The organism is Nitrospira sp., assembly GCA_037045225.1.
GTDB lineage: Bacteria > Nitrospirota > Nitrospiria > Nitrospirales > Nitrospiraceae > Nitrospira_A.
Genome location: JBAOHZ010000009.1, coordinates 1,057,642 through 1,082,416 on the forward strand (window position 1 = coordinate 1,057,642; position 24,775 = coordinate 1,082,416).

Genomic DNA, 24,775 nt, shown 5'->3' on the forward strand with positions numbered 1-24,775 from the left:
AGGGACAAAATATCCTGGCGGCGAGGGCGAGACCAAAACATCTGAACGCCTGGTTTTACGAGTCGCATACTACCCCTCCTGTGCTGAGAGTGGACTTCTCACCGTCAGCCTACAGGGCGAAGGTCACGGACACGTGCGGGCAAGGTAAATTTTCCGTTAACAGGTGAGGATGGCTGGAGGAGAACGTTCTATTCCACCGGCAGGCACCCCTGCGCACAAGACGCAGGGGTCATGATTCAGACAATCTCAAAATCGGGGCACACACAACGCCGGAGAGGCGCGGCATCGGATGTGCGTGCAATCAAGCCCTACTTCGCCGCAAGTCGACGCCGTTCGATCACCGGCCCCCAGGCCGGTTCGAGGTCGCGCTTGGCGGCCTCCAGGAACCGCGCTTCAGCATTGGCATCGCGATTCCCCTGCTTCACACTCACCGTGTGCACAGCGAAATAAGCCGGGGTGCCGAGCACCTGAAAGTCGGCAATGACCTGTGCCAGCGGTTTGCCCCAAAATGCTTCGAAGTAATGCTCCTGGACCGGATCGGCCGACTTTTCCTGCAGAACCATCGTGGACGTGCCGACTTCATACTCCCCCATGAAGCTGATGCTGCCGGGAACGACAGTCGTATCGCTCTCTTTGACCACCGTCTTGGGCAGCAGGAACAGGGTGACTTCGCGTACCTTGCCGAATCCCTTCTCCGAGGTGCTGAAGGCCACGGCTGCATACCGCCCTGGGGGAAGATTCTGCACATACACCGTCCCGCCTCCCCTGGCCCCGGGAGGCGGAGCCAGGATGCTGGTCGGAATCAGCTTGGAGCCCTCGAATAAATCGCGATCGTTCTCGATCTTCACCAAATACAATCGATCTTCGGTGTTGGGTACCCAGGCGGGACTTTTGATCGTGATCCCGATCACCGCACTCTGCTGATCGACCGGCTTGGTAATGTGCACCGGCGAGACGAATTCACCCGCCAGACGCTGAAACTGTTTCTTCTGGGGCTTACTGGCACAGGCCCCAGTGGCCAGAACAGCCAGGGCGAGCATCGCAATCAGCATTCGATTCATCGGAGTCCCTCTGGGTGGATCACGCTAACTTGTTCGCCGGCACAGTGTAGGGGATTGGGCCTACGGCCTCAAGCGCTACTTCCGGCGGGGATTGGCCCGGAACTAACAACGATGGGATCAGCGGGTCGACTCGAGAACCGGGGAGGGAATGGGATTCTTGGGAAAGGATGGTAAGGAGCAACGTGCTCACGGCCCGTGGAAGAAACAGGCACCGCAGCTAAAGTCACGGCGACACTGGGGTAAGCGGAACATCGGCAGCGGTTTTCCCCTGACTTTGGGTCTCCAGGGAGAGGCGCTTCAACACACTCTTGGCCCGCTCCTCAAGACGTTCGGCTTCGCCGGAACGCTGCCGGCGGCGCAACAGAGAGGCATAACTCCTCAGCGCCTTCACATAGCTCTCACGATCGTAGCCGACGGATTGCTCGTAGATGACCAGCGACTGTTTATAGAGTTCCTCGGACTGTTCCAGCTTATTCTGCGATTGATACAGTCCCGCCAGGTTTTTGAGTTCACCCGCGACCTGAGGACTCTCTGCGCCCTGCTGCTTTTCCCGGATCGCAATCGCCTGCTGAAAGAGCGGCTCCGCTTGGGAGTAGAGCCCCTGTAGTTCATAGAGTTGACCCAAGCGACTCATCGCCTCGGCCGTATCGATATGGTCGTTTCCGAGGGATTTCCGAAAGATGCTGACGGCACGTTGATACAACACTTCCGCTTGAGGGTATTGGTTTTCTGCCCGATACGTATCTGCCAGATTTTCAAGATTCCTGGCTACGATCGGGTGGTTGGGACCGTAGGTCTTTTCATGAATCGTCAACGTACGTTGATACAACGGCATCGCGCGTGCGTGCTGCCCTAGTGCCTGGTACATCTTCGCCAGGTTGTCGCGCGTAATGGCCGTCGTGCTGTGTTCCGGCCCGAGTTGTTTCTCAAGAATCACGAGGGCGCGCTGCAGGACCGGCTCTGCGTCAGCGAACCGCCGCTGATCCTGATAGACCACGGCAATATTGTTCAAACTCTCCGCTGTTTTGCTATGGTCTGCGCCGAACACCTGCGTGCGAATTTCCCTGGCCCGTTGATGAAGCGCTTCGGACTGCGTGTAGAGCCCTTGCAGGCGGTAGAGCTCACCCAAGTCGGTCAGGCTGGCAGCCGTCTCGGCATGGGCCGGCCCATACACGCGTTCCCTGATCGCCAGGGCCTCCTGAAAGAGAGCCTCGGCGCGTGGAAGCCGCCCTAGCTCACGATTCACTTCACCCAGCTGACTCAACGTCTCGGCCAGACGTTTCCCTTGTGGATCGAGGACCTCTGCTTCCTTGCGAGCGGCCACAAAGGATTCCTCCGCATGCGTGTAGTCGCCGGAACGCATGGCGTGATTGCCTTCCTGCATGGCTGAACGCCAGCGATGGTCCACCGCACAGCCTGAGACCACACCCAGAAAGGCCAGACCGATGGTCAGCGCACGCGCATTCAATCCAATGTTCATGATGATCAACTCTTCAGTGGTGAGGCGATTGCCGTTTGGAGACTGGCCCTGCTTGTAGAATACTCTTAAGACTTACCCCCTCTGACGCCTCAAATCAACCCCGGAAAGGCATCTTTTTCAACCCATCCAGCATCGCCATATTTTTCAAGCACTTCCACAAATACACTCATTACGGTCGCACAGGACGAATCGACCCCATGTGATCAGCAACAATGACGTACACCATGCCGGAGGGCCGGTTACCGTTGTTCGGCGACGTGATCGACCTGAGGGGCAAGCTTTGCAATTCCGGAGGTGTCGTAGGGAAGGACGCTGAAGACCTTAGCGACATCGATGGCCGGCTTCCCGGGACGCAGAATTTTTTGGGCCAACGTTGCCAGCCAGGAGAGAGGCACCAACACAAACCTGGGCAACCAGATTACCGTGAGATCAGGATTGGCCTGCCGCAGCCGCTCCAACAATTCATGCTTCGTCGGGGAAACCGGATCGAGCAGATTCAACGGGCTCGGAACCTCATCCCACGAGTCCGTCATCCACCCGAGGAAGCGGCCGGCAAACCCGACGTCGACTACCCCCAAACGATCGCTCGACGACCCGACGGCTACAAAGATATTCCCCAACCGCTTGCCGAGACGGCCCGGCGGGTCAAAATCACGGTAGTCGACCAACGCGCCTGGACGAACCACCTTCACGGAGAGACCGAGTTCCTTGCCGAGCTGAACGGCCAAGCGTTCCGACTCCAACTTGCCCCACACGTAGGGACCGGATCCCTTGCTGTCCGGCTCCAATGGATGGTTATCGCCGATCGAACGACCGTTGCCCTGCGCCAGGACTGCCAAACTACTGACATGCACGAAGTGGGTGATCCCTGCCGCGTCGGCTCCTCGAACCATATGCTCGGTGGCATCCAGCGAGTTCCGCTGATGCTCCGGCCAGCCACCGGCGGTTTCTGCTGCAGCATGAATGACAGTATCCACGCCCTTGAACAGCTCCGCAGTGGCTCCTGCAGCCACATCGGCCACCACATATTCGGCGCCTGCAATCCGCTCCCAAGGAGATGGCTCCCGTCGCGCCACCACACGAACCGGACGCCCGCGCGACAACAACGTTCGCACGATTTCCTTCCCCAAAAACCCGGTTCCTCCGGTGACCAGGACCCCCCGGCTCTCGACCGGCTTCGGGGCGGCGGCAGCCAAGGCCTTCGCCTCTCCCACCTTGAGCGCCTTCGCCACACGCTCGCAGATGCGCACCGTCTCCAGCAAACTCTCCGGCGACAAGGGCGACGCCCCACCGGTCCGCGCAGATTCATAGAACGCAGAAAACAGTTCCGCAAGCCCGGGATAACTCCGCTGGCTCTTGAGGAAACGGTTTGCCATCGCGGAAGTCGTGCCGATCAATAACTGCCAGGCTTGTCGGTACGGGGCAAACAACTTATCGATACCGGACGAGCCGGGACCGATGGCACGCTGAGTCGTGCTCCGAACGTAATCTGCGAACAACGATCCGTTCTTTCCCACGACTCGCAGATAACTCTCCACGGGACGCCCCTCAAGCGTCACGATCAACGTTCCGGTTACGCCGCCGCGTCGTACCAGCGCATGCACGGTCCCGGCCTGACTCACCTCCAGAGACAGCAGCTCGGTACGTCCCGTTCCGGCTTGTTCCAATACCTGGAGCAACAAATAGACGGGGTGCGGCAGAATATCCAGTAGCTGGTGGTCGGCACGCAGTACCTTGCGGCCACCGGGCGCATGGCGCACGGTACGGAAAGAGAAGTAACTCTCGACATGCACGACCCGGCCGATTGAAGGCAGGTACTGGGTCAGGACCCGGGTCGGCGGTTCATAGAGGAGCTGGTGACCGGCACAGACACGCAGGCCTTTGGCGCTCGCCTCATCCAGGATCTGCTGTGCGTCCTCGACCGACTCCGTAAAGGGCTTCTCGACATAGATATGACACCCGGCCTTTAGCGCCATACGAGCCAACGGCGCATGGGAGGCGGGCGGAGTAATAATGTGCACCACATTGAGACGTTCGGAGGCGAAGAGTTCCTCGGGTGTCTTGAAACAGCCGATGCCCGGGACAATATCGCGCATGGCTGCTTGGGCGACATCAGAGGGGTCGGCCACCGCCACCAGCTGAACGCCGGGGCAGCGCAGAATAGCGCGGGCATGGTGCTGGGCATGACGGCCGGCACCGATGAGCGCGATCCGCAGAGGACGCGAGTCTGGAGTTGTCAGGGTAGAGTTTGCCACAAGTCGTCTGTGAGTATGCAGCGCTACTATAGTCTATTCTTGCGCATTCTTGAAGCCTTCTCGGAAATTCGCGCAAGGCAGCGTGAGGAAGCCGAGGCGCATCAGACACGGCAGCGCCTTCCGCACAAGCAGGGCACTCGGTTGAACGCGGCGGGTTACAGACCGAAACTCAGTGGCGAACCTCCCCGTCGGCTTCGTGAGAGACTACTTCTGCCTGACGTCGTAGGGGAAACATTGGTCCATACAGTCCGGGCAAAGCCCGCCGTTAAACTGGATGGCCGATCGCTCTGCGATAAACGTGGCCAAGTCATACCACTTGCCGGACTGGTCGGGCACGCGTTTGCACCAGGAGCACAAATTGATGATTCCCTGGAGACACCCCAGCCGCAGATCCATGTTCCACCGGACCTCGCTCCGTGTGTTCGACACGAGCAGCCCCTGCCCGCTTGGAGAAACCTCATGGAAGAGCAAGACGGTGCCGAGTACGGCACCACCGTCGTCGACGACCGGTGCCACACTCCCACGAATCGTCCGGCGCCCGCCCTGTCGGCTGAGAAGTGTCGCGTCATCGATCGTCACCACGCAGACCTGCGTCATCGCCTGCTGGACCGGATGTTCCGATGGCTGTCCTGCTTCAGCCGCTTGAATACCCAAGAGAGCGGCCACGGACACCCCCGCCGCTTCCTCCAGACTCCAACCCGTGACATCCTCAGCGGCGGGATTCATATACGTGACCTGCCCCCCACGATCGGTCGTCACAATACCGTCACGGATACCGCGCACGGTGGTCGCGATCCACTGCAATCGCTCCCGTATATGACGGTCATGCTGCGAACGATGGAGCGCCAGCTCAATCGTGGTTCGGAGTTCATTCGCCTGATAGGGCTTCAGCATATAGCCGGCAGGAAAGGTGACTTTCGCGCGCTCCAACGTCTCATGATCGGCATAGGCCGTGAGGTAGATGACCGGCACCTCCTGCTTCCGTTGAATCTGAAGGGCGGTTTCCACGCCGTCCATTTCCCCCTTCAACACGATATCCATCAAGATCAGGTCGGGATGTATCTCGACTGCCTTGCGGATCGCCTCTTCTCCGGAGGTCGCGGTCGCCGGCACATGATACCCAAGGCGTTGCAGACTGAGCTGGATATCCTTCGCCACCACAGGCTCATCTTCCACGATCAAGATGTTGGCTGGTTCCATGGCGGTCACACCCTTTCTGCACATGGCAGTTGCTGAAACCGAATCTGCCATTCCGTGCCGGCCCCGCTTCTGAGTTCGGTGCGGCCGTCCAGCTTCTCCGCCAGGAGTGTGACAAGTTCCAACCCCAAAGAGTCGGGATTATTGAGCACCCCGTCCTTAGGGATCCCGATGCCGTTATCGCTCACGCACAACGTAAAGGTCTCATCGAAACGATCAAGCAGGTCGATGTGTATCGTTCCACCGCTGCCGTCGACGAAGGCGTGTTTCAGACAATTGGAGACCAACTCATCGATGATCAATCCACAGGTCAGCCCTGTGTCGATATCGAACTCGACATCCTCCACGTTCAATTCCAGCGCAACGACCGTCGGATCGACTCCGTAGGAACGGAACAGGTGGCCGGTCAATGTGCGAACATAGTCCCCCATCTTAATTCGTGACAGATCGTTCGAGCGGTGTAAGGTCTCATGGAGCAGCGCGATCGACGTAATACGCACCTGACATTCACGGAACAGCTGGGTGACGACCGGGTCTTTGATGGAAGCCGACTGCAAATTCAGCAGGCTGGAAAGGACCTGCAGATTGTTTTTGACCCGATGGTGGACCTCCCGCAGCAGACTGTCCTTTTCCTTCAACATGCGACGGAGCTGGTCCTCCATACCCTTACGTTCCGTCAAGTCCATACAGGTACCGATATAGCCGCCAAATTGCCCCTCCTCGTCGAACAAGGGCACTCCCGTATCCATGATCCATCGGTATGTACCATCGTGACGCCGTAACCGATATTCCAGGAAGAACGGCTGCTCCGACTTGAAGGCCTCCAGATACGATTTTCGACAGCGATCCAGATCATCGTCGTGAATACCGGTGAACCAATTGTCTCCGATCTCTTCCTGCACGGTACGCCCGGTGAACTCCAACCACCGTTTATTGATGAACGTGATGTGTGTATCCGGTCCAGCCATCCACACCATCACGGGAGCCATATCCGCCATCATCCGAAACCGAGCCTCGCTTTCCCGTAACGCGGCTTCGATGCGACGTTTCACCGTGACATCGCGCGCAATCACCGACACGCCCATGACACACCCGTCCGCATCCTTCACCGGCGAGATCGTCAGCGACACATCGATACGATCCCCCTGCTTTCGCCGCTGGACCATGTCGACATTACGAACATGCTCGCCGCACGCAATCCGGTTGAGCATCATCGGCACTTCATCCAATCGGGTCGGAGGACAGAGAACCGAAATCTGCCGACCCAGCATTTCCTCGGCACTGTACCCATAGACTCGCTCCGCGCCCGGATTCCAACTCCGAATCATGCCGTTCAACGTCATCCCCACAATCGCATCGTCGGACGATTTCACAATCGCGACCAGTTCAGAGACTGCTTCAGCTCGTAGCACTTCAAGTTCCTGATTCGCAGCGGCCAGGTCCGCCGTGCGCTCTTGAACCTGCTGCTCGACATCTTCATTAATGCGCAGCAATTCGGCCTCATCCCGCTGCCGGCGCAGGCACAACAACGCCGTCACCCAAATCACCATGAGCACAAACGCCCGATTCACGGCGCTCACCCACGTCAACGCAAACAGCGGCCGGTCGAACATATCGAGAATCGTGACAACCGACACAAGCGCTGCCACCCAGAACGTCATGCGAGCATGGGGGATGCGCGAGGCGATGAGCACAGGGACTACGTAGAGAGTGGTGATGGTCACGCCCATGGGCAACCACCAATCGATGGCCCCGATGGCTGCGATCAACGCCAGCGCCACTCCCAAGATAGAATGACTGCTCCGCGACATACCGAGAACAAATGACGAAGGAATTGTCATACGTACAACTACACCGCGCCTCCTACTCTCATTCCTGACAGCAATACCTATGCCTCCTGTGCAGCATTCATAGGGCCATCACGCAAGAAGGACGGCCAGTTCCAGCGAGAACGGACGCCGCCGGCTCCGGGCTCTGGCCAGTGCCACTTGCCAGGAGAAAACCAGCCTCGGCAGGACCTCCTTGCACAGCAGATGGTTTGAATTGCAGGGGTCGGCTCCTGAAACGGAAAATGCCCACAACAGGCCCTGGTGTACATCACTGCATCATCGCTGTTCAGACTTGAACGCCGAGCCGCGGCAAGGTCTGTCGTCGATTCGACGACCACACTGAGCACGCACCGGTCACTCATCCAGGCGGAGGAAGTCATCCCGGCTCCTGCTCCACAGCGGGCAACAGGCGACAGCCGTTGGACGCAGAAAAGCCAGGCCGCTACTTACCCGAGCGACGAGTGTGGCACTCTCGACTGTGGGGAGATGGTGATACGCGGTCCGACCCGGAAGACAATCCGAGCCGGACAGCGGTGCGAATACTAGCGTTTGCGATAGAACGAGGCGATCGTCTGCACGACGTATTGAAGCTGTTCGTCGGACAGTTCCGCATAGATGGGCAGCGAAAGCACTTCTTCGGCGGCACGTTCCGATTGCGGGAACGCCCCCTTCTGACAACCCAGGTCACGATAACAGCTTTGCAAATGCAGTGGCAGCGGGTAATAGACCTCCGACCCCACGCCCTGCTCTTTCAGATACCCCCGCAACTCGTCACGCTTTTGGACACGAACCGTGAATTGATTAAAGACGTGAAAGTTGTTGGCCCCCACGACGGGCAAGGCGATCCGGTCTGTTAGGTTCGCGTCCTTGAACAACTGTACGTACCGCGCGGCATTCCGGCGTCGGCCTTCCGCCCACTGGTCCAGCCGTGTCAGTTTCACCAGCAACACCGCCGCCTGCAACGCATCCAATCGGCTATTGATGCCGATCGCCTCATGGACGTAGCGCACCCGGCTCCCATGCACCCGCAACATGGCAATGGACTCCGCCAGCGCCTTGTCGTTGGTGGTGACCATGCCGGCATCCCCAAAACCGCCGAGGTTTTTCGAGGGAAAGAAACTGAAGCAGGCTACATCGCCCAAGACTCCGGCGTGCCGTCCGTTCTGCCGGGCACCGATGGCCTGACAGGCATCCTCGATCACGCCGACCTTGTGTCGTCGGGCGATCTCATTAATCGCAGCCATATCGGCGCATTGCCCGAAGAGGTGCACCGGAATGATCGCTTTGGTCCGTTTGGTAATGGCCCGCTCCAACAGCGCCGGATCCATGTTGAAATCATCGGGGCGAATATCGACGAAGACCGGCTTGGCCCCCAGCCGTGAAATCGCGCCGGCCGTCGCGAAGAAGGTAAAGGGCACCGTGACCACTTCGTCACCGGCTTTGACGCCCAGTGCCATCAGCGCCAACAGCAGCGCGTCGCTGCCCGAGGCAACTCCCACACCATGCGCACTCCCGGTATACGACGCGACCGCCTGCTCCAGCGCCATCACCCGCGGACCAAGGATAAAACCCTGCTCATCACAGGTAGCCTCAATCGCAGCGAGGAGTTCACTGCGCATCGATTGATATTGAGCTTTGAGATCAAGCAGCGGAATGTTCATCGTATCCCCCGGTTCCCCCTTCTATAGGCTACAGTCGATTAGGCTGCAATTTCATGTTTTCTTCATTCGGACGCGTGGCATGCAGAAGGTACATGTAGAGCGACTGATACTGCTTGAGCGTTTCCTGAATCGTAAACTCTTCCGGAAATTCCTGCGTGCCGGTGCGAAGGTCGGCGCGAAAGCGGTCGTCTTCCAGGAGTTGACAGACGCGTTCAGCCATAGCCCGAACATCGCCGGCCGGGCAGAGCGTCCCTTGAATCCCCTCAACAATCGCCTCAGCCGCGCCCCCCACCCTGGTGGCCACAATCGGGATCCGGCTGGCTCTGGCCTCGAGAATGGCACAGGGCAACCCTTCCCATTGCGACGTCAACACGAACACATCGAACGCCTTCAGCAAGGCAGCCACATCGCGCCGCCAGCCCAGCAGGGTCACGCGCTCCTGGAGCCCGTGTGCCTGCAACAACGCTTCGATCTGCGGCCGCAACACACCATCGCCGACGAGCACACAACGGGCCGCGGGAACACGCTGACACACGAGCCTGGCGACGCGGACAAAGTCTTCGGGAGATTTTTGCGGTTTCAAGCACGAGACGGTTCCCACGAGCAGCTGATCCGGCCCCACGCCCAGCATGGCCCGCAGCCGGTCGCGCTCCGATCCCTCGATACGGGCCGCAAACACCGTCGGATCGATCCCAGGCCTCACCACCGACACTTTCGAGGCGGTAAAGAGTCCCCACTCAATCCCCTGCCGCCGGTCGGCGTGCGACACCGCAATCCAATGGGTCGTGACCCGGCCGACCATCCATTCCAGCGCGATGAATACTTTTTGTTGCCAGAACGGCTGCGCGGGCGTCACGCCATACCCATGTATCGTGTGCAGGATGCAGGGGACACCAGCAAACCAGGCGGCAAGCCGCCCTAGGATACCAGCTTTTGAACTGTGGGTGTGTACAATCTTTGGACGGAGGCGTCGGAACGTCTCGACCAATTCCCACAGTGCGCGCACATCGTGGAGGGGACGAATCTCCCGCAGGAGCGATGGAATCACGCGGACTTCGACGCCGTCGAGCGCCCGCGCCTCGTCGGTGAGCAGCCCTCCAGGACCTGCGAGGAGCACCGGGCGAAACCGGCTGCGATCCAGGCCCGACACCACATGCATCGCCACTTCCTGCGCGCCACCCAATTCCAGCCCGGTAATGACATGACAGACTACGTCCATGACATCCTCGTGTTCAGGCTGCAGCCTTCATCCGCAAACGCATAGCCGTCTGTTGTCCCTGAGCAATCGCGTCCTCCATCGACGTATGCTCCCACATTCCATACCGCCCGATTGACGAGATGCCGCGTCGCTCCAGCTCGGCCAGCAACTCCTGCACGGCACGACCGCGATACCGATCGAACAAGACATAGGCGTAATACAGATCTTTCACATCCGACATCACCACCTCATCGGTAGGCCGCAACACCCCGGCCTGCTCCAATCCCTGACGGACTCGCTTGATGAGCGTTGCATCGGAGTCTCGTTCGGTCGGCTGGTGAGAGATCTCCACGTAAAGGGAGCTGCATCCCGGTTGGCCCATCGCCGGAGAAAAATTCATCGGAAACCCGGCGCGATAAAACGGATACCGATGCTCCGGGAAATAGATCCAATGTTTATCGGAAATGCCTTCGCGCGCAACCGCCATATTCACGTTATACACAGAGACCCATCGCAACGACGCAGCCAATTCCTTCAGCGACGCCGGCAGATCGACACACCGCCGCACCAGCTCCGGCAACGGAATCGTCGAGACCATCCGCTCATATGCTTCCGTCCGTTCCCCCTGCGCGCTGCGAAACACCGCGCGCCGCCGACCCGTCTCAATCTCCACCAACTCGGAATCGTACGAGAGCTGCTCAACCGACGGGAGAAACGCTTCCGGCAACACCTTGATGCCGCCACTGACGGGATATTGGAAGGATGGGTTGTAGCCGAAGGCCTTGTCCTTGATTCCCAAGGCGCCGTTGACGACATCTTTGACATCGGGCTTCGGCACCAACCACGACACCCAGTCGGACGTGAGTTCGTCAAGCGGCACCTGCCACAATTTCTCGTTGAAAGGCACCATGAAATGTTTTGCAATGCCTTCGCCCAAACTGTCGATGATCCACTGTTTGAACGATCGGCCTTCCGGCGGCGGCGTGGACGATGGATTCGACAAGGTGGCGATGAATCCCAGCAAACATTCCCGCACCACTTCCGGCGGAAGGCCATGCGTATTCACCTGGAACGGATACTCGGTATACGTCTCGTGGGAATAGACATACGATTTGCGGGCATGCCGCTGCAATTGGTTGGTCAGCAAGCGCTCGACCAACGCTTTGATCGCGGTTTGCCGAAAATGGAGGAGGTGCCCGGTATAGTCGAACGTAAACCCGTCTTTCACGTAAGAACGACAAAGTCCTCCGACCTCACGTTCACGCTCCACAATCTTGTAGGGTATCCCGCGCAGGTGATAGGCCGCGCTGAGTCCCGCCAATCCAGCCCCGACAATCACAATCATACTGCGCCGGTCCTTTCTGTCGAACGTGCCGTGACCGACTCGGCACGTATGGCTGCGGCTCCACCCGAGACGTTCACCCGTGTGAGTGCCACAGCAGCCACGCCCAGGCACAACAGCGTGACGCCACTGAACAGCATGGCAAGATCCTGAGGCACCGCCATGACCAGCAGACCGATCCCGCCCAATAATGCGGCGCCGAAATAACTGATCAGAACGACTTGAGTCACCGAGAGCCCCCAATGCCGCAAGCGAATCGCAACGTGATCGGGACTCCCCAGAAACACCGGGAGTCCGCGCAAGAACCGGATATACATGACGAAGAGGGTATCGAAAATGGGCATGCCCAGGATCAACACCGGAGTCAGCAGGGAGACGGAATGGCTTTCCGTGTATTTGCCGATCATCGAGAGGGCGCCGAGCATCAGGCCGATGAACATGGCCCCTGCATCACCCATATAAATCGAGGCCGGCCGCCAATTGTATCGCAGGAATCCAAGCAGACTTCCGATGAGCGCCGCCAGCATAAAGGCAATCGCCTGATCACCGTTCAGGATGGCGACCACACAGAGAAATGCGGCGCTGATCACCCCAACCCCTGCCGATAACCCGTCCATGATATCCAGCAGATTGAACGCATTGATGATGCCGACCATCCAGAATACCGTCAGTACGATGTCGACCCAATCAGGCAGTGACGCAATTTCGATCCGGATGCCGCTCTTGATCAAGACGAACACCGCCAAAGATTGGCCAGCCAGCTTGGTTCCCGGGGTCAGGACGCCAAAGTCATCAATCAACCCCAGCATGACGATGAGCGTGCCCGAAAGCACAATCCCGAGCACGTCTTGCCGAAACTCGAAAGTGAAGGCCAGACTGACCAGAAAGGCCAGATAGATCGCGAGTCCGCCTAAATACGGAACCGGCTCACGCTGATGCTTCAGACGACCGTCCGCGCAGTCGACGATCCCGAATTTCAAAGCCGCTCGACGCGCGATCGGCACGCCGTAGAGCGACAGGAGTACCGCGACCAGAAATGTCAGCGTGAGGAGAATCATCGAGTCCTTGTCGAACGACTGTGGCCGGGCACAGGACCGAGGACAGGTTGGCGCGCCATATCCTGGCGTTCGCTCTGCGCAAATGTGCGATACACGTCCGCAAGCCGGGGGCCCCACACCCTCAGGGAGTACCGCTCCTCCACGGTCCGACGCCCGGCCTGCCCCATTCGAGCGCGCAACTGCGGCTGCCGGCACAGTGCGTCGAGGCGCTCATACCAATCCTGCTCGGTGGCGGCGAGAAACCCGTTCTCTCCGCTCACAATAATGTCGCGATTCACTCCCACTGGAGAAGCCACCGAGGGCACTCCCACTGCAAGGTACTGCAACAGCTTCAAGCCGCACTTGCCTCGAGCCCACTCCGTGTCCTCTAGCGGCATCACACCGATCGTGGCATCCTGTAGATCTGCTACCTCTCGATCAAAATCCCAGGCCCTAAACTCGACATCAACGCCCGGCAGGTGGGGTGGTTGCGAACAAATCACGCGGAGTCTCACGTGGAACGTACGCTGGAGCTCGCGGAGGGCCGGCGCGACCACATCCAAATATTTCAGGTTATAGGCCAGACCGATCCACACGACCGTGATTGCTCCAGAATGCTCTTCAGGCAAGTCGGCGGATCGTGTCGGCTCCGGCCTGAATCGATCGGTATCAACCACCGTAGGCACGACACACACGCGGGACGAGAACTGCCTCGCATAGGCGGCAAGCTGCTCGTTCCCGACAATGGCCCCAGTGGCCATCGAGAGTAACGCCGGCATCTTCTGCTCGTGCATGGGAGTCAGATAGATTGCGTCATCCATTTCGACCGCCACTCGATAACGACACCAACGCAGCAGCCGCTCCACCAACGGAGGCGCATAGGGAAAGAGCTGCCCCTCCAGCACGATCAGGTCCTGCCTGCCCAGAGCCAGCACCGTCCAGAGTCGCTTGAGGAAACAGGCGAGCACATAGGGAATCTTGAAGAGCGTCCGTAGCGCGGCCGGTTGCACCTTCAGAATGGAGAAGTACGTCTCCCCAAACAGAGGATCCACGCGACAGTCGATTCCCGCCGCTTGGAAATGAGGCAGGAATTGATAGACGCGATAGCGACTGCTGGGACCGACGATTGAGCTTTTCGAGAAATACGTGACCGTCATTGCACGTGTTTCTGCCCTGTTGCGTTGAAATATCCGCCGGTTGCGCGCACACGACCGACTGCTCAAATAGTACCGGAGTTCTTTTGCAAGAATAGGTTTTTCGTTGTTTTGACGGGGGCGTAAGACTCGCTAGGAGTGAAAACCAGCGACCTGCGGGACGGGACAACTACGGCCGGGATACCTCAAGGCGAACACATCCTGCATCTTGATGCACTGCCTCACGACATTGATGAGCGCGACTCGCAAACACGTCCGTTATCTCCCGCACGACCATGAAATGACACGGGTCGCGAGGCCTCTCATTCCAGTCACGCGGTAATGATGGATGGCTCGTTGCAGGTAATACTCCCACGCATGCTTCGGCCAATTCCTGGAGTTGTCTACACAGGAATTCCATAAGTCCGTATATTCTTTGTCTCGTGCCTGGATCGGTGAACGACACCAGGCGACGACGGGTTCAAATACGCGGTCCCAAGAAAATTCTTTCGCTGTCGCGAGGCAATTGAGTTTCCACGTTTGCCTGGTTGCCGAGGAATCCGCTGCGCGCAGAATCGCTTGGGCCAACGACTCGGCATCTCCGCAAGGCACGGTCATCCCAAGCTGGTTTTGCTTCACCAGGTCACTCAGTGGATCGCCTTCTGTAGTAATGATGGGAAGTCCCGCCCATATGTAATCCATCATACGTGTCCGAAACGAAAATCGAGTCTCCAGGTTATCTCGATGGACATTCAATCCCAGATCAGCTTCCAGTAAAAAATTTTCTCTATCCTCGTACGCCACCCAATCGTTGAAAAACACCAAACGATTCGCAATTCCCAATTGCTCAGCTAACGCAATGGTTTGATCAGCAGTATGAGACGTGGTCACGCTGGCATTGGGTCGCTTGACTCCCATAAAGAACAGCTTGATGTCCGTTCGCTGGCGACCGACAATGCTCATCGCCTTTACTGCCATCATGGGATCAAACCATTCCCAGAGCCCTCCCCCCCACAGCAGGACGACATCGTCACGATCGATCCCCGGCCACACACCTTTTAGAACTCGCCGCCGATGCTCGGGGGCCTGCGCGGGAACACCAAAGGGTGCCACTATCAACAGACTGCGAAGCATCCGGTCGTCTTGATAGACGACCGGGTTAATTCTTCCGGCCGCCATCAGCATGCCAACCCAAAAATCCCATTGCCTCTGGCTTGCACAGAGAAAGGCGTCACCGGCACGCAAATAGTTGTAATGCTCCCGGACCAAAGCATGGTGACTTTCCAGCTGTCCTCTGACCGTGTGAGGCTGAGTTGTCTCTAAGTATCCGACCGGCGATGGGTCGTACAGGTCGACGACTTTTACGATCGAATGGCCCAATAGGAATGGATATCGGCTTAGTACTTGTCCTTGGCCGATAACGACATCATGTGTGTCTGCACAGGTCCGCACGCAATCTTGCGTCGATAGCTGTGTAGATAATCTCGGGTGTTGAAGATCGGTTCGGCTCGGAGTTAATAGAGTCACCGCGTGCTCAGTCGCAAGCAGTTTCGCCAGCTCCCATGTCCTGATACCGGGGCCAGCCATCTGCCTGCCGATGACATCGTTGCTAATGAGGAGCACCTTGCTCACAATTTAGTCTCCCCATCACGAAAACCAGTTCGGTCTTGGTGGCGTACCATAAACACCAGGGTGAAACCGTTTCCCACTTTTGTATCAATGTCCTCGCGCGCGACAAGCTTCCAATCGCAGAGCTTGTTCCGGCACATCCACTCAACGACTTGCAAAACCGAGTCAGGGGTAAATGTGTGATAGTGTCCCATTTTTCCGCCCGGCACCCCTTCAAGCGGATGACTCTCAAGCGAGGCTTTCTGAACATAGTCGTCCATGAAATGCACGAAAGAAGTGAGCTCTCGGCTCGCATCAAGAGCAAAGGCCCACTTGTGAGGAACAATCATGAAGACATATCCGCCATCGATGACTATGCGGTCCCATTCCATCAGTGCCCCAACGACGTTGGGCAAATGCTCGAGAATATGGCTGGTGAGAATAAACCCTTCACTCTGATTTGGGACGGGAATATTGTCGGCTGCAGCCCACAGATCGACCCGTGGTGGTTCGAGACCGGAAAGCCGCCGCTGTTCCTCAGCATAAAATTCATGCGCCGCGGGCAATTCAACATTTCTAGTATTCAGTCCGAATGGATTGTGAGTCGCCGGCCCTATCTCGAGACCTTTCAGTCCATCAAGTAGCGAGTGCGCTAATGCGGATTCTGGAGAGATTGGAATTGGTGCTGGCTGTGCAGTTCCAGCATTAGACTCGATGGTCGAGGACTGACCTCCGTGAGGCGGACCATTCAGAAACGAACGCCACTCACCGTTCATGAGCGTGAGGAGCGCCGATCGCAGCGCCAAATAGCCGGATTGTCTCCTGCTATGAAGAGGGCACACTCTCTCACGAAGGCGTTTCAGAAGAACAACAGCCTTCCAGCCGACCGATTGTTCGACTTTTTCCAAACGGCGTTCCAACTCTTGAATCAATTTCCGCTGCTCTTCATCAGTGCGCTCGAAGGTGTGCCGTAGTTGCTCGCGCTGTTTCAGCAACGCATCGATCACGCAGCGGCGCACGGGTTTTTTGACAAATCGCATCGCATGCGGAGCAATACGGGAGGCATCAAACTCCACGTCTAAATCAAACCCTTGTTCTGAAAATAGCGCATTCCAGTAGGACCGCGGCCGCACATTCACATGCGTGGGTTCGGTAAAGTCATCGGGAGTCGATGAGAAAAGGATATCGTCCGTGCTTCGGCAGAGGTTGGCAATGACTCTCGGAGCGATCTCTTCTGGAATATGTTCGAGGACTTCAATGCACACGATGAGGTCGAAGCGCCCATCAATAGGCTCGATCAATGAAGCCACTCGACAATAGTGCCTGATATCCCGTCGCACCTCGTTAATCGCGTACTCGGATAGGTCAATTCCGTACGCCTCAACCCCTCGATCTCGAAGAGCCTCAACCAGAAAACCTTTCGCGCACCCGGCGTCCAAGACTTTCCGGGGGTTAATTTGCTTAACGATATGGTCCGCGACGGAACCAAAAAATTGTAGCCATTTCCCTTCATAGCGACTATACGGCACAGGCCCAAGACTGGACTGATAGTACTCGCAGGTATACGGATGGGGAGGGCGATCTTCGGAAACGCTAGCAATCTTGTTTTGATCGATACGCCGTATTGAAGCCATTTTCCCTCTCTCGTCTGCTCTGCAATCTCTTGCGTTACGCCCGTTCTTGCCACATAGAGACAGGGGGTTCGACCGCCCTCGTGAACATGCCCTCGTCGTCGCCGACGAGATCCCGCTTAGGCAGCAGAGGGGCGAATCTCAACGTGCCTCGACTGCGCCGATTTTTCATATTCAGCCACGATCAGGCTGGGTGCTCCCTCGCCCACTATTCGCCCCTTCTCCAACCAAATGACTCGGTCACAAAGTCTTCGCACATGATCCATCGCGTGCGAGACAAGCACCATGGTGACTTGCTGTCGCTTAAACTCATCGATTTTAGCGTTACATTTGAGTTGAAATGACAAGTCACCGACCGACAGGATCTCGTCAATCAGGAGAATCTCGGGGTCAAGGTGGGAGGCAATGGCAAATCCAAGCCGCGCAATCATTCCGCTGGAATACGTACGCAATGGCTGATTGATAGACGCTTCAAGTTCACTGAAGGCTATGATGGCCTTCATTTTTGAGGAGACTTCTCGACGTGTCAGGCCAAGCAGAACACCGTGTAGAATAATGTTCTCAGCCCCCGTCAAATCAAAATGAAACCCCGCACCAAGTTCAAGCAAGGGGGAGACACGGCTGCCGACCACGACTTCCCCCGCCTCGGCCTCCACGACGCCGGCCATCAAAGCCAATGTTGTACTTTTACCTGCACCGTTGGGTCCGATGAGACCGACAGTTTCTCCTTTTCCAATTCGAAACGACACATCATCCAGAACCCGAACTCTCTCACGCTTCAAAGAGCGAAAAGTCTCCGGCAAGTGCAACAAAGAGGATTTGATCCCATACGATAAGGATTGATATCTCGGATACCACTTTGAAACGTGGTCGAAACCGATCGCCGTCATATCACCTCGGCAAACTTAGGGGACATTCTCCAATACACGAAGCTGCCGACTAGAAGCGTGCCCATCGCGCTGAGATAGCACCCTCCGACCACCAGCCAACTAAGTTGTCCGTGCATAAACAATTCACGCCAACTCTCTATCAACGGAGCAACCGGGTTGACATATAAGAGTGAACGAAATGAGTCTGGCGCCATCGCACTCGAGTAGGTAATCGGGGTCAAAAAAAATAAACCTGCAATGAAGAGTGCAGTCAGTCGCTCCAAATCCCGAAAGAATAAATTTAGAGAAGCCAGCGTGATGGCAAGTCCATACACGATCAGGAATTGTGCCACGAGCAGAATCGGAATGCCGGTCAGCCAGTTCCAAGAGGGGGTCATCTGATTTACCAGTAGGAAGCCTGCAATGACTGGAATTGATAGGACGAAGTGAATGCCCTCATTCAGTACATAGGAAACGACTAAGACATGACGAGGAAAACGCACTTTTTTAATCAGAGTCGCGTTGGCAAGAAACACGTTGGGCGCGGCAATGACCGAATTGGCCAGCCAATGCCAAGGCAGGAGTCCAGCCATTAAAAACAGTGAATAATTCTCGATCGGGACCTTCATGATCTGCCCAAACACAATGTAATAAATGACCGCAAACAGCAGAGGGTTCGCAACAGACCACACATATCCCAGCGCGCTATTTTTGTAACGGGTTTTGATTTCCTTCTGCGTCAAAATGACCACCAGATCCCATAGATGCTCCCAATACACATCGCGCGTTTTAGTTCCATGTGTTGTTGAGATCGATGGTACCTGCATAAAACTTTTCTCAACTCCTACCGGCCACACGATTGTAGTCTGTTGAACGCCTAGCCCTGACCGCTCCTGGCTCCATCAGGGAGAGAACGCCATCTGATCAGAAATCTCGCCGCTGAAACACCAGACAGGCCCCCGTCACCAATACCCCCGCATACAACAACCCGTAGAGGGACGCGAGCATCATATACTCCGGCGTCGCGGAGACACCGACAGCCGCCTGCCCCTTGATATTGAGCATTTCGAGATTGGGGCAGAGGTAATACAACAGATCGACCACCGCCTTTCCGACCTCGCCTTCACCGTTCGCCACCATCGCCCGCAGGTCCGCAGTGAGATGTCCGATGACATACAGCCCCAGGGTAAAAATAGCGCTGAGAGTCGACGAGGTGAACGTCGAAAAAAAGAGTGCAATCGCAGTCACTATCAGAATTTCGACGAACATCAATTGCACCGCTTGGAAGAGAGAGCTCTCGATCGGGACGTGGTAGAGCCAGAGGGTAAGCAGGAACACGGCCAGCATGACGGCCATATTCACTGACAACGTCAGCGCCAGGCCAAAGTATTTCCCCATAATAAACACAGTGCGACTGATGGGCCGGGCCATGATCGTATAGATCGTGCGACGTTCGATTTCCTTATTGACCAAACTAATGCCGATGAAAATGGCAATGATGACGCCGATCAGATTGATCGCCGCCAATCCCATATCCGCGATCACCTTATGATGCTCGGTAATGGAGAGGTCCGCCAGCAGTACCGAAAGTCCGATCAGTAATCCGGCGAATAACACCAGATTGTAGAGGATCTTATCGCGCAGACTTTCACGAAACGCGTTCACCGCGATGACGCCGATCGCACCCATATTAGGACGCCCTCCCACTCGTCATATGCGCCGGTACACGCGAGGGCTCTTGCGCGGCCTCATGGAAAAACAAATCTTCGAGTGAGGCCTTATGAGGAGTCACCGAAAGCAGGCGCCCCCCCTGACGACGGATCTCCCCCACCAAGGCATCCACCGCATCAGGGCTAGGCAGCACGATCAAACACTGCTGGCCCTGCTGCAGCACCCGCGTGGCGAGCGAGTTGATGAGAGCGTTGCCGTCCGTCTTGATTTGCTGGCAGACGACCTCGACCGATTGCGTATGATCCTGTCGGACCAGTTCATCGACCCGCCCGCTGGCCACCAATCGCCCCTTCATGACAATACCGACGCGATCACAGATCATTTCGACATCGTGCAAAATATGTGTACTGAAAAAGACCGTCTTCCCACGATCGCGCAGACTCAGAATCAGATCCCGCACCTGCTTTCTGCCGACCGGATCTAAACCCGTCATCGGCTCGTCGAGAATGACGAGCTCGGGATCGTGGATAAGCGCCTGTGCGAGACCAATGCGTTGCAACATCCCTTTAGAAAATTTCCGCAATTGTCGGCCGCGCGCCTCGGCCAACCCGACGAGCTGCAACAGATCGTCAACTCGCTGAGTGGTGACTGCGCGGCTCAAACCGGCCAATTGTCCGTAAAATCCCAGGAATTCTTCTGCCGTCAAATAGTCATAGAAATAGGGCGATTCCGGCAAAAAACCAATCCGGCGGCGAGTCGCCACATCGCCTACAGATTCGCCCAACAGAAACGCACGTCCGCTGGTCGCACGAACGAGTCCGAGAAGAATCTTGAGCGTGGTGGTTTTTCCTGCACCGTTCGGGCCCAGAAACCCGAAAATTTCTCCCCGCCGAACCGTCAGTGACAATCCATCCAAGGCCACAAAGGGCGGCCGACCAGGCCAACCGGAGGGATACGATTTACTCAACGCTTCGGTGACAATATCGTCCACGACACGCCTCCATCTTCATTCCCCAGCAGGGAGTGGATTAGCCCAGGCTTGAGGTATCACTTCGCCGGCTTTGTTCTGGCAGGCCACCTTTTCATGAATGCGCAGCCGGTCACGCTTCGACGTCGCACGCACAACTCCGCTGGAGGCATCGACCTCATACTCCCCGCCCAACGGATCGGACGGTAATTGCTGAATGATTCCCCGCAGCATTACATCTTCCAACTTCGACGGAACCTGCCCATACTTTGCGCGATACCGGCGAATGCTTTCTTCCAGAAAACGTAGGTCCTTTTCCTGGAGGATTTCTTTCATCCGCTGCAGCAGGGCCGCACGAACCCGTTCGTCGGTCACGCTCTTGGAGAACCGATCTAGAAATTCGAACGCCGCTGTCGGGTCACCGCTCTCAACCGTCATGCGCGCGGCCAACTGAGGAAGATAGGCCGGAGAGCCTGGAACACGTGCCGCGATGCGAAGGTATTCTCCTCCCGCCGCCGGATTGCAGAGCTCGTAGTAGGAGACATATCCGGCCAGAAAGGGCAGTTGCCAGCTCGACGGGTTGTGGCGAATTCCCTTAGCCAGGATCGCCAAACCTTCCTTCTGTCGACCAACGAGTACGCCAAGAAACAGTCCCGTCGCCTGATAGGGAGGAATAAATGTGGGATCCAGGTCCGTCAAGACATCCACGGCGTGATAGGTCCAGGTATAGCCCCGCTGCGTGTCTCGTTTTGCACCGATGTGTTGGACCGCCTGCAGCCAGATCAGATCCGCAACGACCTGCCGATAGCCGAGCACCGCCAATTTCAGGTATTCCCCTTTAGGGAGATAGGCCAACTGCTCGGCACGCGCCACCGCAGTTCGTTGCCCATCCAGGAGATGGAGTACCATCAAGGCACCTGCGAGGAGACTCAGCCCAAATACCGCCTGAATCAGCCACTGCTTTACAGTCCTGCTCTTCATCCGGCTACCGCCGTTTCTCCGACTGCCGCACGAAGCGGGGCGACATCGACATTCAAGAATGCCTGATCGAGACTATTCTTTCGCCACTCCTTGTAGCGCGCCTGCCGCGCCAGAATTTCGTGCAACTGTGATCTTGCTTGGTCAACGCGCCCTTGTTCGATCCACAGGCGAGCCAACAAACCACGAGCCGGCAGAAAATTCGGCTCCAAATGCTCCGCCTCTGCGGCCCGCCTTTCAGCGTCGCTCCGTTCACCGAGCATCCAGTAGAGTCGGGCCTGTTCATATCGATACGTGGCGGAGAAGGGCGCGAGACCGATGGCCCGTTCGTAGACCTGAACCGCGGCACGCAACCAGAATTTCTGCTGATCGTCGGATGCCACGGGAACAGCGGGAACGTGCGCTGCGGAAACATAGAGCTGCCCCAGCAACCCGAGGAGGCGACTATCGAGCGGATTCAATTCGATCGCTTGCTTAAATTCCGCATAGGCCAATTGGAAATCCTGCTTGTCGCGAGAGGCTTCGAAGGCTCTCGCATAGACTGATCCCAGACCATGATGGTACAGCGCCTTGCCTGGATCCAATGCAACGGCGGTCTTCAACCCCTCGATTGCCGCATCCGTTTCACCCGTCATGGCCTGACGCGAAGCCCGGTCAAACGTCATCCAGGCGACACCCATCCGCGTCACGTCTACGCCGGCAACCAGCACCAGACATGTTGCCCCGATTCCCCATGCCCAGCGTGAATGAGTCGACATGACATACACGGCGTCGGTTTGCCCACGAGTCAACCGTGCGGCCGACACAATCAATGCGCCACAGACCACCAGCAGGATCGCCAGAGCCGACTCGCGCAAACTCGAGTCGAGCATGGCATGGGTCAACAATCCGATGACCCCTCCCCCAGCCCCCACCACGAGACTTCTCTGCCAACGCCGCAGTCGAGACTGAAGGACCTGCCGCAGCTCTCGGAGGAGCAGGACAATCCCGACTCCAAACACGAGTATCGCCCCGGGCCCCATCTCGACGCCCATTTGGAGATAATCGTTGTGCGGAGTTTGCGCCACTTTTCCAAACCGGGAAATTTCACCATCAACAGGAAACGCATAGAGAGGGTACGTGTACTGATAGAGCCCCAATCCAATGCCCAACGGATGGTCGACCATCTGCGAGATCGCTGCCTGCCACATCTGCCAACGAGCATAGGAGACAGGGTTCTGTTGATGCTCAATCAGGATACGCTCGCGGATCGGCGTGGGAATTAGAATACCGGCGAGCACCAGCAACAACGCGCAACTGCCGGCTAATTTCCATCCATACCGAGCCATCAGCACAAAGACCGTTCCGACAAGAAATACGATGATGCCCCCACGAGACTGGGTCAATAGAACCGCAAAGAACAGGCCGCCCAAAGCCGTGCCCAGCCCAAACCACCACAAGACAGGGGACGTCCACAACCGTGAACGTGCCGAGACCTGACGAGAGCCGTAGATGGCGACGCTCAACAGAATTGTCCAAGTCACCGTGAGATACCCGGCAAGAAAGTTGGGGTTGAAAAACGTGCCGGTGGGTCTCAAGACATCCCAGGCCAATCCTTGCACGATGGCCACAGCTGCTTCGCCCACGCCCATCAGCACGATCACAATGCTCAGCGTACGAATATGCTCCCATCGGTCCACGAAGGAGACCAGCAAATAGAACAACGTCGCATACCCCGCGATCATGATGAACCACTGCCGGCTCGGATGAGCGTAGGGCGAAAAAATCGTCGCCACCAAAGCCAGTCCGACAAACGCCAGCACGACGTACCGCATTGTCAGTACAGGGATGGTGAGCTTCCCTGCTCGAACACCGGCTGCCAAAACAATTCCCAGCCACGCCAGAACCAACAGCCTGATGACCATTTGTGCGGGATGAGTCGTACCACCCTCTTGCAGGGGCGAGATAATCACGAGTGCGCTGATCATCAGCAGCGACATGGAGTGCGGAACGTTCATAACGAGGCCTTAGTCTCGTGGCGAAGCAGCTCCCTCCTGCTTTATCAGACAAGCCCCATTTGGCAAAGTGAATTTGAATACTCGACGTGGTAGGCAATGGCCGCAGAACAGACAAACCCAGTGCGTTCATCGCGCAGGCCGCCAATGGATCGCCCGAAATTAAAACGGGGGAGGAACATGGTTCCTCCCCCGTCTCTGAGACACGCTACGACTGATCGTTAGCTGATCACGTCGTCAGGAACCGCCTGGGTCAAACCACCCTTGATATCATTGACTGACCATCCGTCAACCGTCGCATCATTGTCGATGCTGGCCACCGCCGACGCGGTGAAGCCGACTGCACCCGACGTTCCGTTGCTTGCCAATGACGGTACCGCTGGGGATGCGTCACTCTGAACCGGGCAACCAGCAGGAGCACCGCAGGGAATCTGGTCGTAGTTGGCAGCCGGGTAAGCCGTGCCTGCGGAAGCCGCGTTACCACCAGGCGCCGGGCTTCGGTAGGTGTACCGGTTGGTGTTACCAGCAAGGGCATATCCAACCTCAGAAAAGCTTCCATATTTCGAGTTTTCGCTGAGGTAGGCCGTCTCCGCCACGAAGATCGCGCCCAGGTTGGTCTTGGCTTCAGACTGTCTGGATTTCGCCTGGTAGCGCAAGAAGTTGGGAATGGCGATGGCCGCCAAGATACCGATGATCGCCACGACGATCATCAACTCAATCAACGTAAAACCTTTCTGACCCTTGATTTGCTTCAACATACGTCCTCCCTTTCCTAATGTTGCCACTTCACCCGACACATTGTTCTCTTGCCTCTTCCTACGACACACCTTTTTCAAGCCTAGCAGATCTTGGGTATAGCAGATT

Annotated in this window: 19 protein-coding genes; all 19 read right to left on the reverse strand. The window is 57.1% G+C overall.

Annotated features, from left to right (window positions below; genetic code table 11):
- Positions 1–308: 308 nt before the first annotated feature.
- The 19 genes from V9G17_05700 to V9G17_05790 all read right to left on the reverse strand — a co-directional run bounded on the left by V9G17_05700 (position 309) and on the right by V9G17_05790 (position 24,669).
- Positions 309–1,061, reverse strand: coding sequence for a hypothetical protein (locus tag V9G17_05700; protein ID MEI2752078.1), 753 nt, complete (start codon positions 1,059–1,061; stop codon positions 309–311).
- 223 nt (positions 1,062–1,284) lie between these two features.
- Positions 1,285–2,541: a tetratricopeptide repeat protein gene (locus V9G17_05705; protein MEI2752079.1), complete on the reverse strand. Its 1,257-nt coding sequence runs from the start codon at positions 2,539–2,541 to the stop codon at positions 1,285–1,287.
- A gap of 239 nt (positions 2,542–2,780) precedes the next feature.
- Positions 2,781–4,796 carry a Gfo/Idh/MocA family oxidoreductase gene (locus V9G17_05710; GenBank protein MEI2752080.1) on the reverse strand — a complete coding sequence of 672 codons (2,016 nt, stop codon included), beginning with the start codon at positions 4,794–4,796 and terminating at the stop codon, positions 2,781–2,783.
- Positions 4,797–5,000: 204 nt separating this feature from the next.
- Entirely contained in the window at positions 5,001–5,996 is a 996-nt protein-coding gene (locus tag V9G17_05715; GenBank protein MEI2752081.1) for a response regulator, read from the reverse strand.
- A 5-nt stretch (positions 5,997–6,001) separates the two neighbouring features.
- A complete protein-coding gene (locus tag V9G17_05720; GenBank protein MEI2752082.1) occupies positions 6,002–7,774 on the reverse strand; it encodes a PAS domain S-box protein in 1,773 nt (590 codons plus the stop codon).
- Between the two features lie 590 nt (positions 7,775–8,364).
- Positions 8,365–9,483, reverse strand: a complete 1,119-nt coding sequence (locus V9G17_05725) for a DegT/DnrJ/EryC1/StrS family aminotransferase (protein MEI2752083.1) — start codon at positions 9,481–9,483, stop codon at positions 8,365–8,367.
- A 28-nt stretch (positions 9,484–9,511) separates the two neighbouring features.
- A complete protein-coding gene (locus tag V9G17_05730) occupies positions 9,512–10,702 on the reverse strand; it encodes a glycosyltransferase family 4 protein (GenBank protein ID MEI2752084.1) in 1,191 nt (396 codons plus the stop codon).
- 13 nt (positions 10,703–10,715) lie between these two features.
- Positions 10,716–12,026 carry an FAD-dependent oxidoreductase gene (locus tag V9G17_05735; GenBank protein ID MEI2752085.1) on the reverse strand — a complete coding sequence of 437 codons (1,311 nt, stop codon included), beginning with the start codon at positions 12,024–12,026 and terminating at the stop codon, positions 10,716–10,718.
- Positions 12,023–13,081, reverse strand: coding sequence for an MraY family glycosyltransferase (locus V9G17_05740; protein ID MEI2752086.1), 1,059 nt, complete (start codon positions 13,079–13,081; stop codon positions 12,023–12,025). The genes V9G17_05735 and V9G17_05740 overlap by 4 nt, the downstream gene beginning before the upstream one ends.
- Entirely contained in the window at positions 13,078–14,217 is a 1,140-nt protein-coding gene (locus V9G17_05745; protein ID MEI2752087.1) for a glycosyltransferase family 4 protein, read from the reverse strand. The genes V9G17_05740 and V9G17_05745 overlap by 4 nt, the downstream gene beginning before the upstream one ends.
- 255 nt (positions 14,218–14,472) lie before the next feature.
- A complete protein-coding gene (locus tag V9G17_05750; GenBank protein MEI2752088.1) occupies positions 14,473–15,573 on the reverse strand; it encodes a glycosyltransferase in 1,101 nt (366 codons plus the stop codon).
- A 248-nt stretch (positions 15,574–15,821) separates the two neighbouring features.
- Positions 15,822–17,435, reverse strand: coding sequence for a methyltransferase domain-containing protein (locus tag V9G17_05755; protein MEI2752089.1), 1,614 nt, complete (start codon positions 17,433–17,435; stop codon positions 15,822–15,824).
- A 116-nt stretch (positions 17,436–17,551) separates the two neighbouring features.
- Positions 17,552–18,322 (reverse strand): ABC transporter ATP-binding protein, encoded by a 771-nt coding sequence (locus V9G17_05760; GenBank protein ID MEI2752090.1) that lies wholly within the window; start codon positions 18,320–18,322, stop codon positions 17,552–17,554.
- Positions 18,319–19,128, reverse strand: coding sequence for an ABC transporter permease (locus V9G17_05765; protein ID MEI2752091.1), 810 nt, complete (start codon positions 19,126–19,128; stop codon positions 18,319–18,321). The genes V9G17_05760 and V9G17_05765 overlap by 4 nt, the downstream gene beginning before the upstream one ends.
- Positions 19,129–19,225: 97 nt before the next feature.
- Positions 19,226–19,990: an ABC transporter permease subunit gene (locus V9G17_05770; protein MEI2752092.1), complete on the reverse strand. Its 765-nt coding sequence runs from the start codon at positions 19,988–19,990 to the stop codon at positions 19,226–19,228.
- Between the two features lies 1 nt (position 19,991).
- Positions 19,992–20,963: an ABC transporter ATP-binding protein gene (locus V9G17_05775; protein ID MEI2752093.1), complete on the reverse strand. Its 972-nt coding sequence runs from the start codon at positions 20,961–20,963 to the stop codon at positions 19,992–19,994.
- Between the two features lie 15 nt (positions 20,964–20,978).
- A complete protein-coding gene (locus tag V9G17_05780) occupies positions 20,979–21,920 on the reverse strand; it encodes a hypothetical protein (protein ID MEI2752094.1) in 942 nt (313 codons plus the stop codon).
- Positions 21,917–23,914 carry an O-antigen ligase family protein gene (locus V9G17_05785; GenBank protein ID MEI2752095.1) on the reverse strand — a complete coding sequence of 666 codons (1,998 nt, stop codon included), beginning with the start codon at positions 23,912–23,914 and terminating at the stop codon, positions 21,917–21,919. The genes V9G17_05780 and V9G17_05785 overlap by 4 nt, the downstream gene beginning before the upstream one ends.
- Positions 23,915–24,132: 218 nt before the next feature.
- Positions 24,133–24,669 carry a prepilin-type N-terminal cleavage/methylation domain-containing protein gene (locus tag V9G17_05790; GenBank protein MEI2752096.1) on the reverse strand — a complete coding sequence of 179 codons (537 nt, stop codon included), beginning with the start codon at positions 24,667–24,669 and terminating at the stop codon, positions 24,133–24,135.
- Positions 24,670–24,775 lie beyond the last annotated feature (106 nt).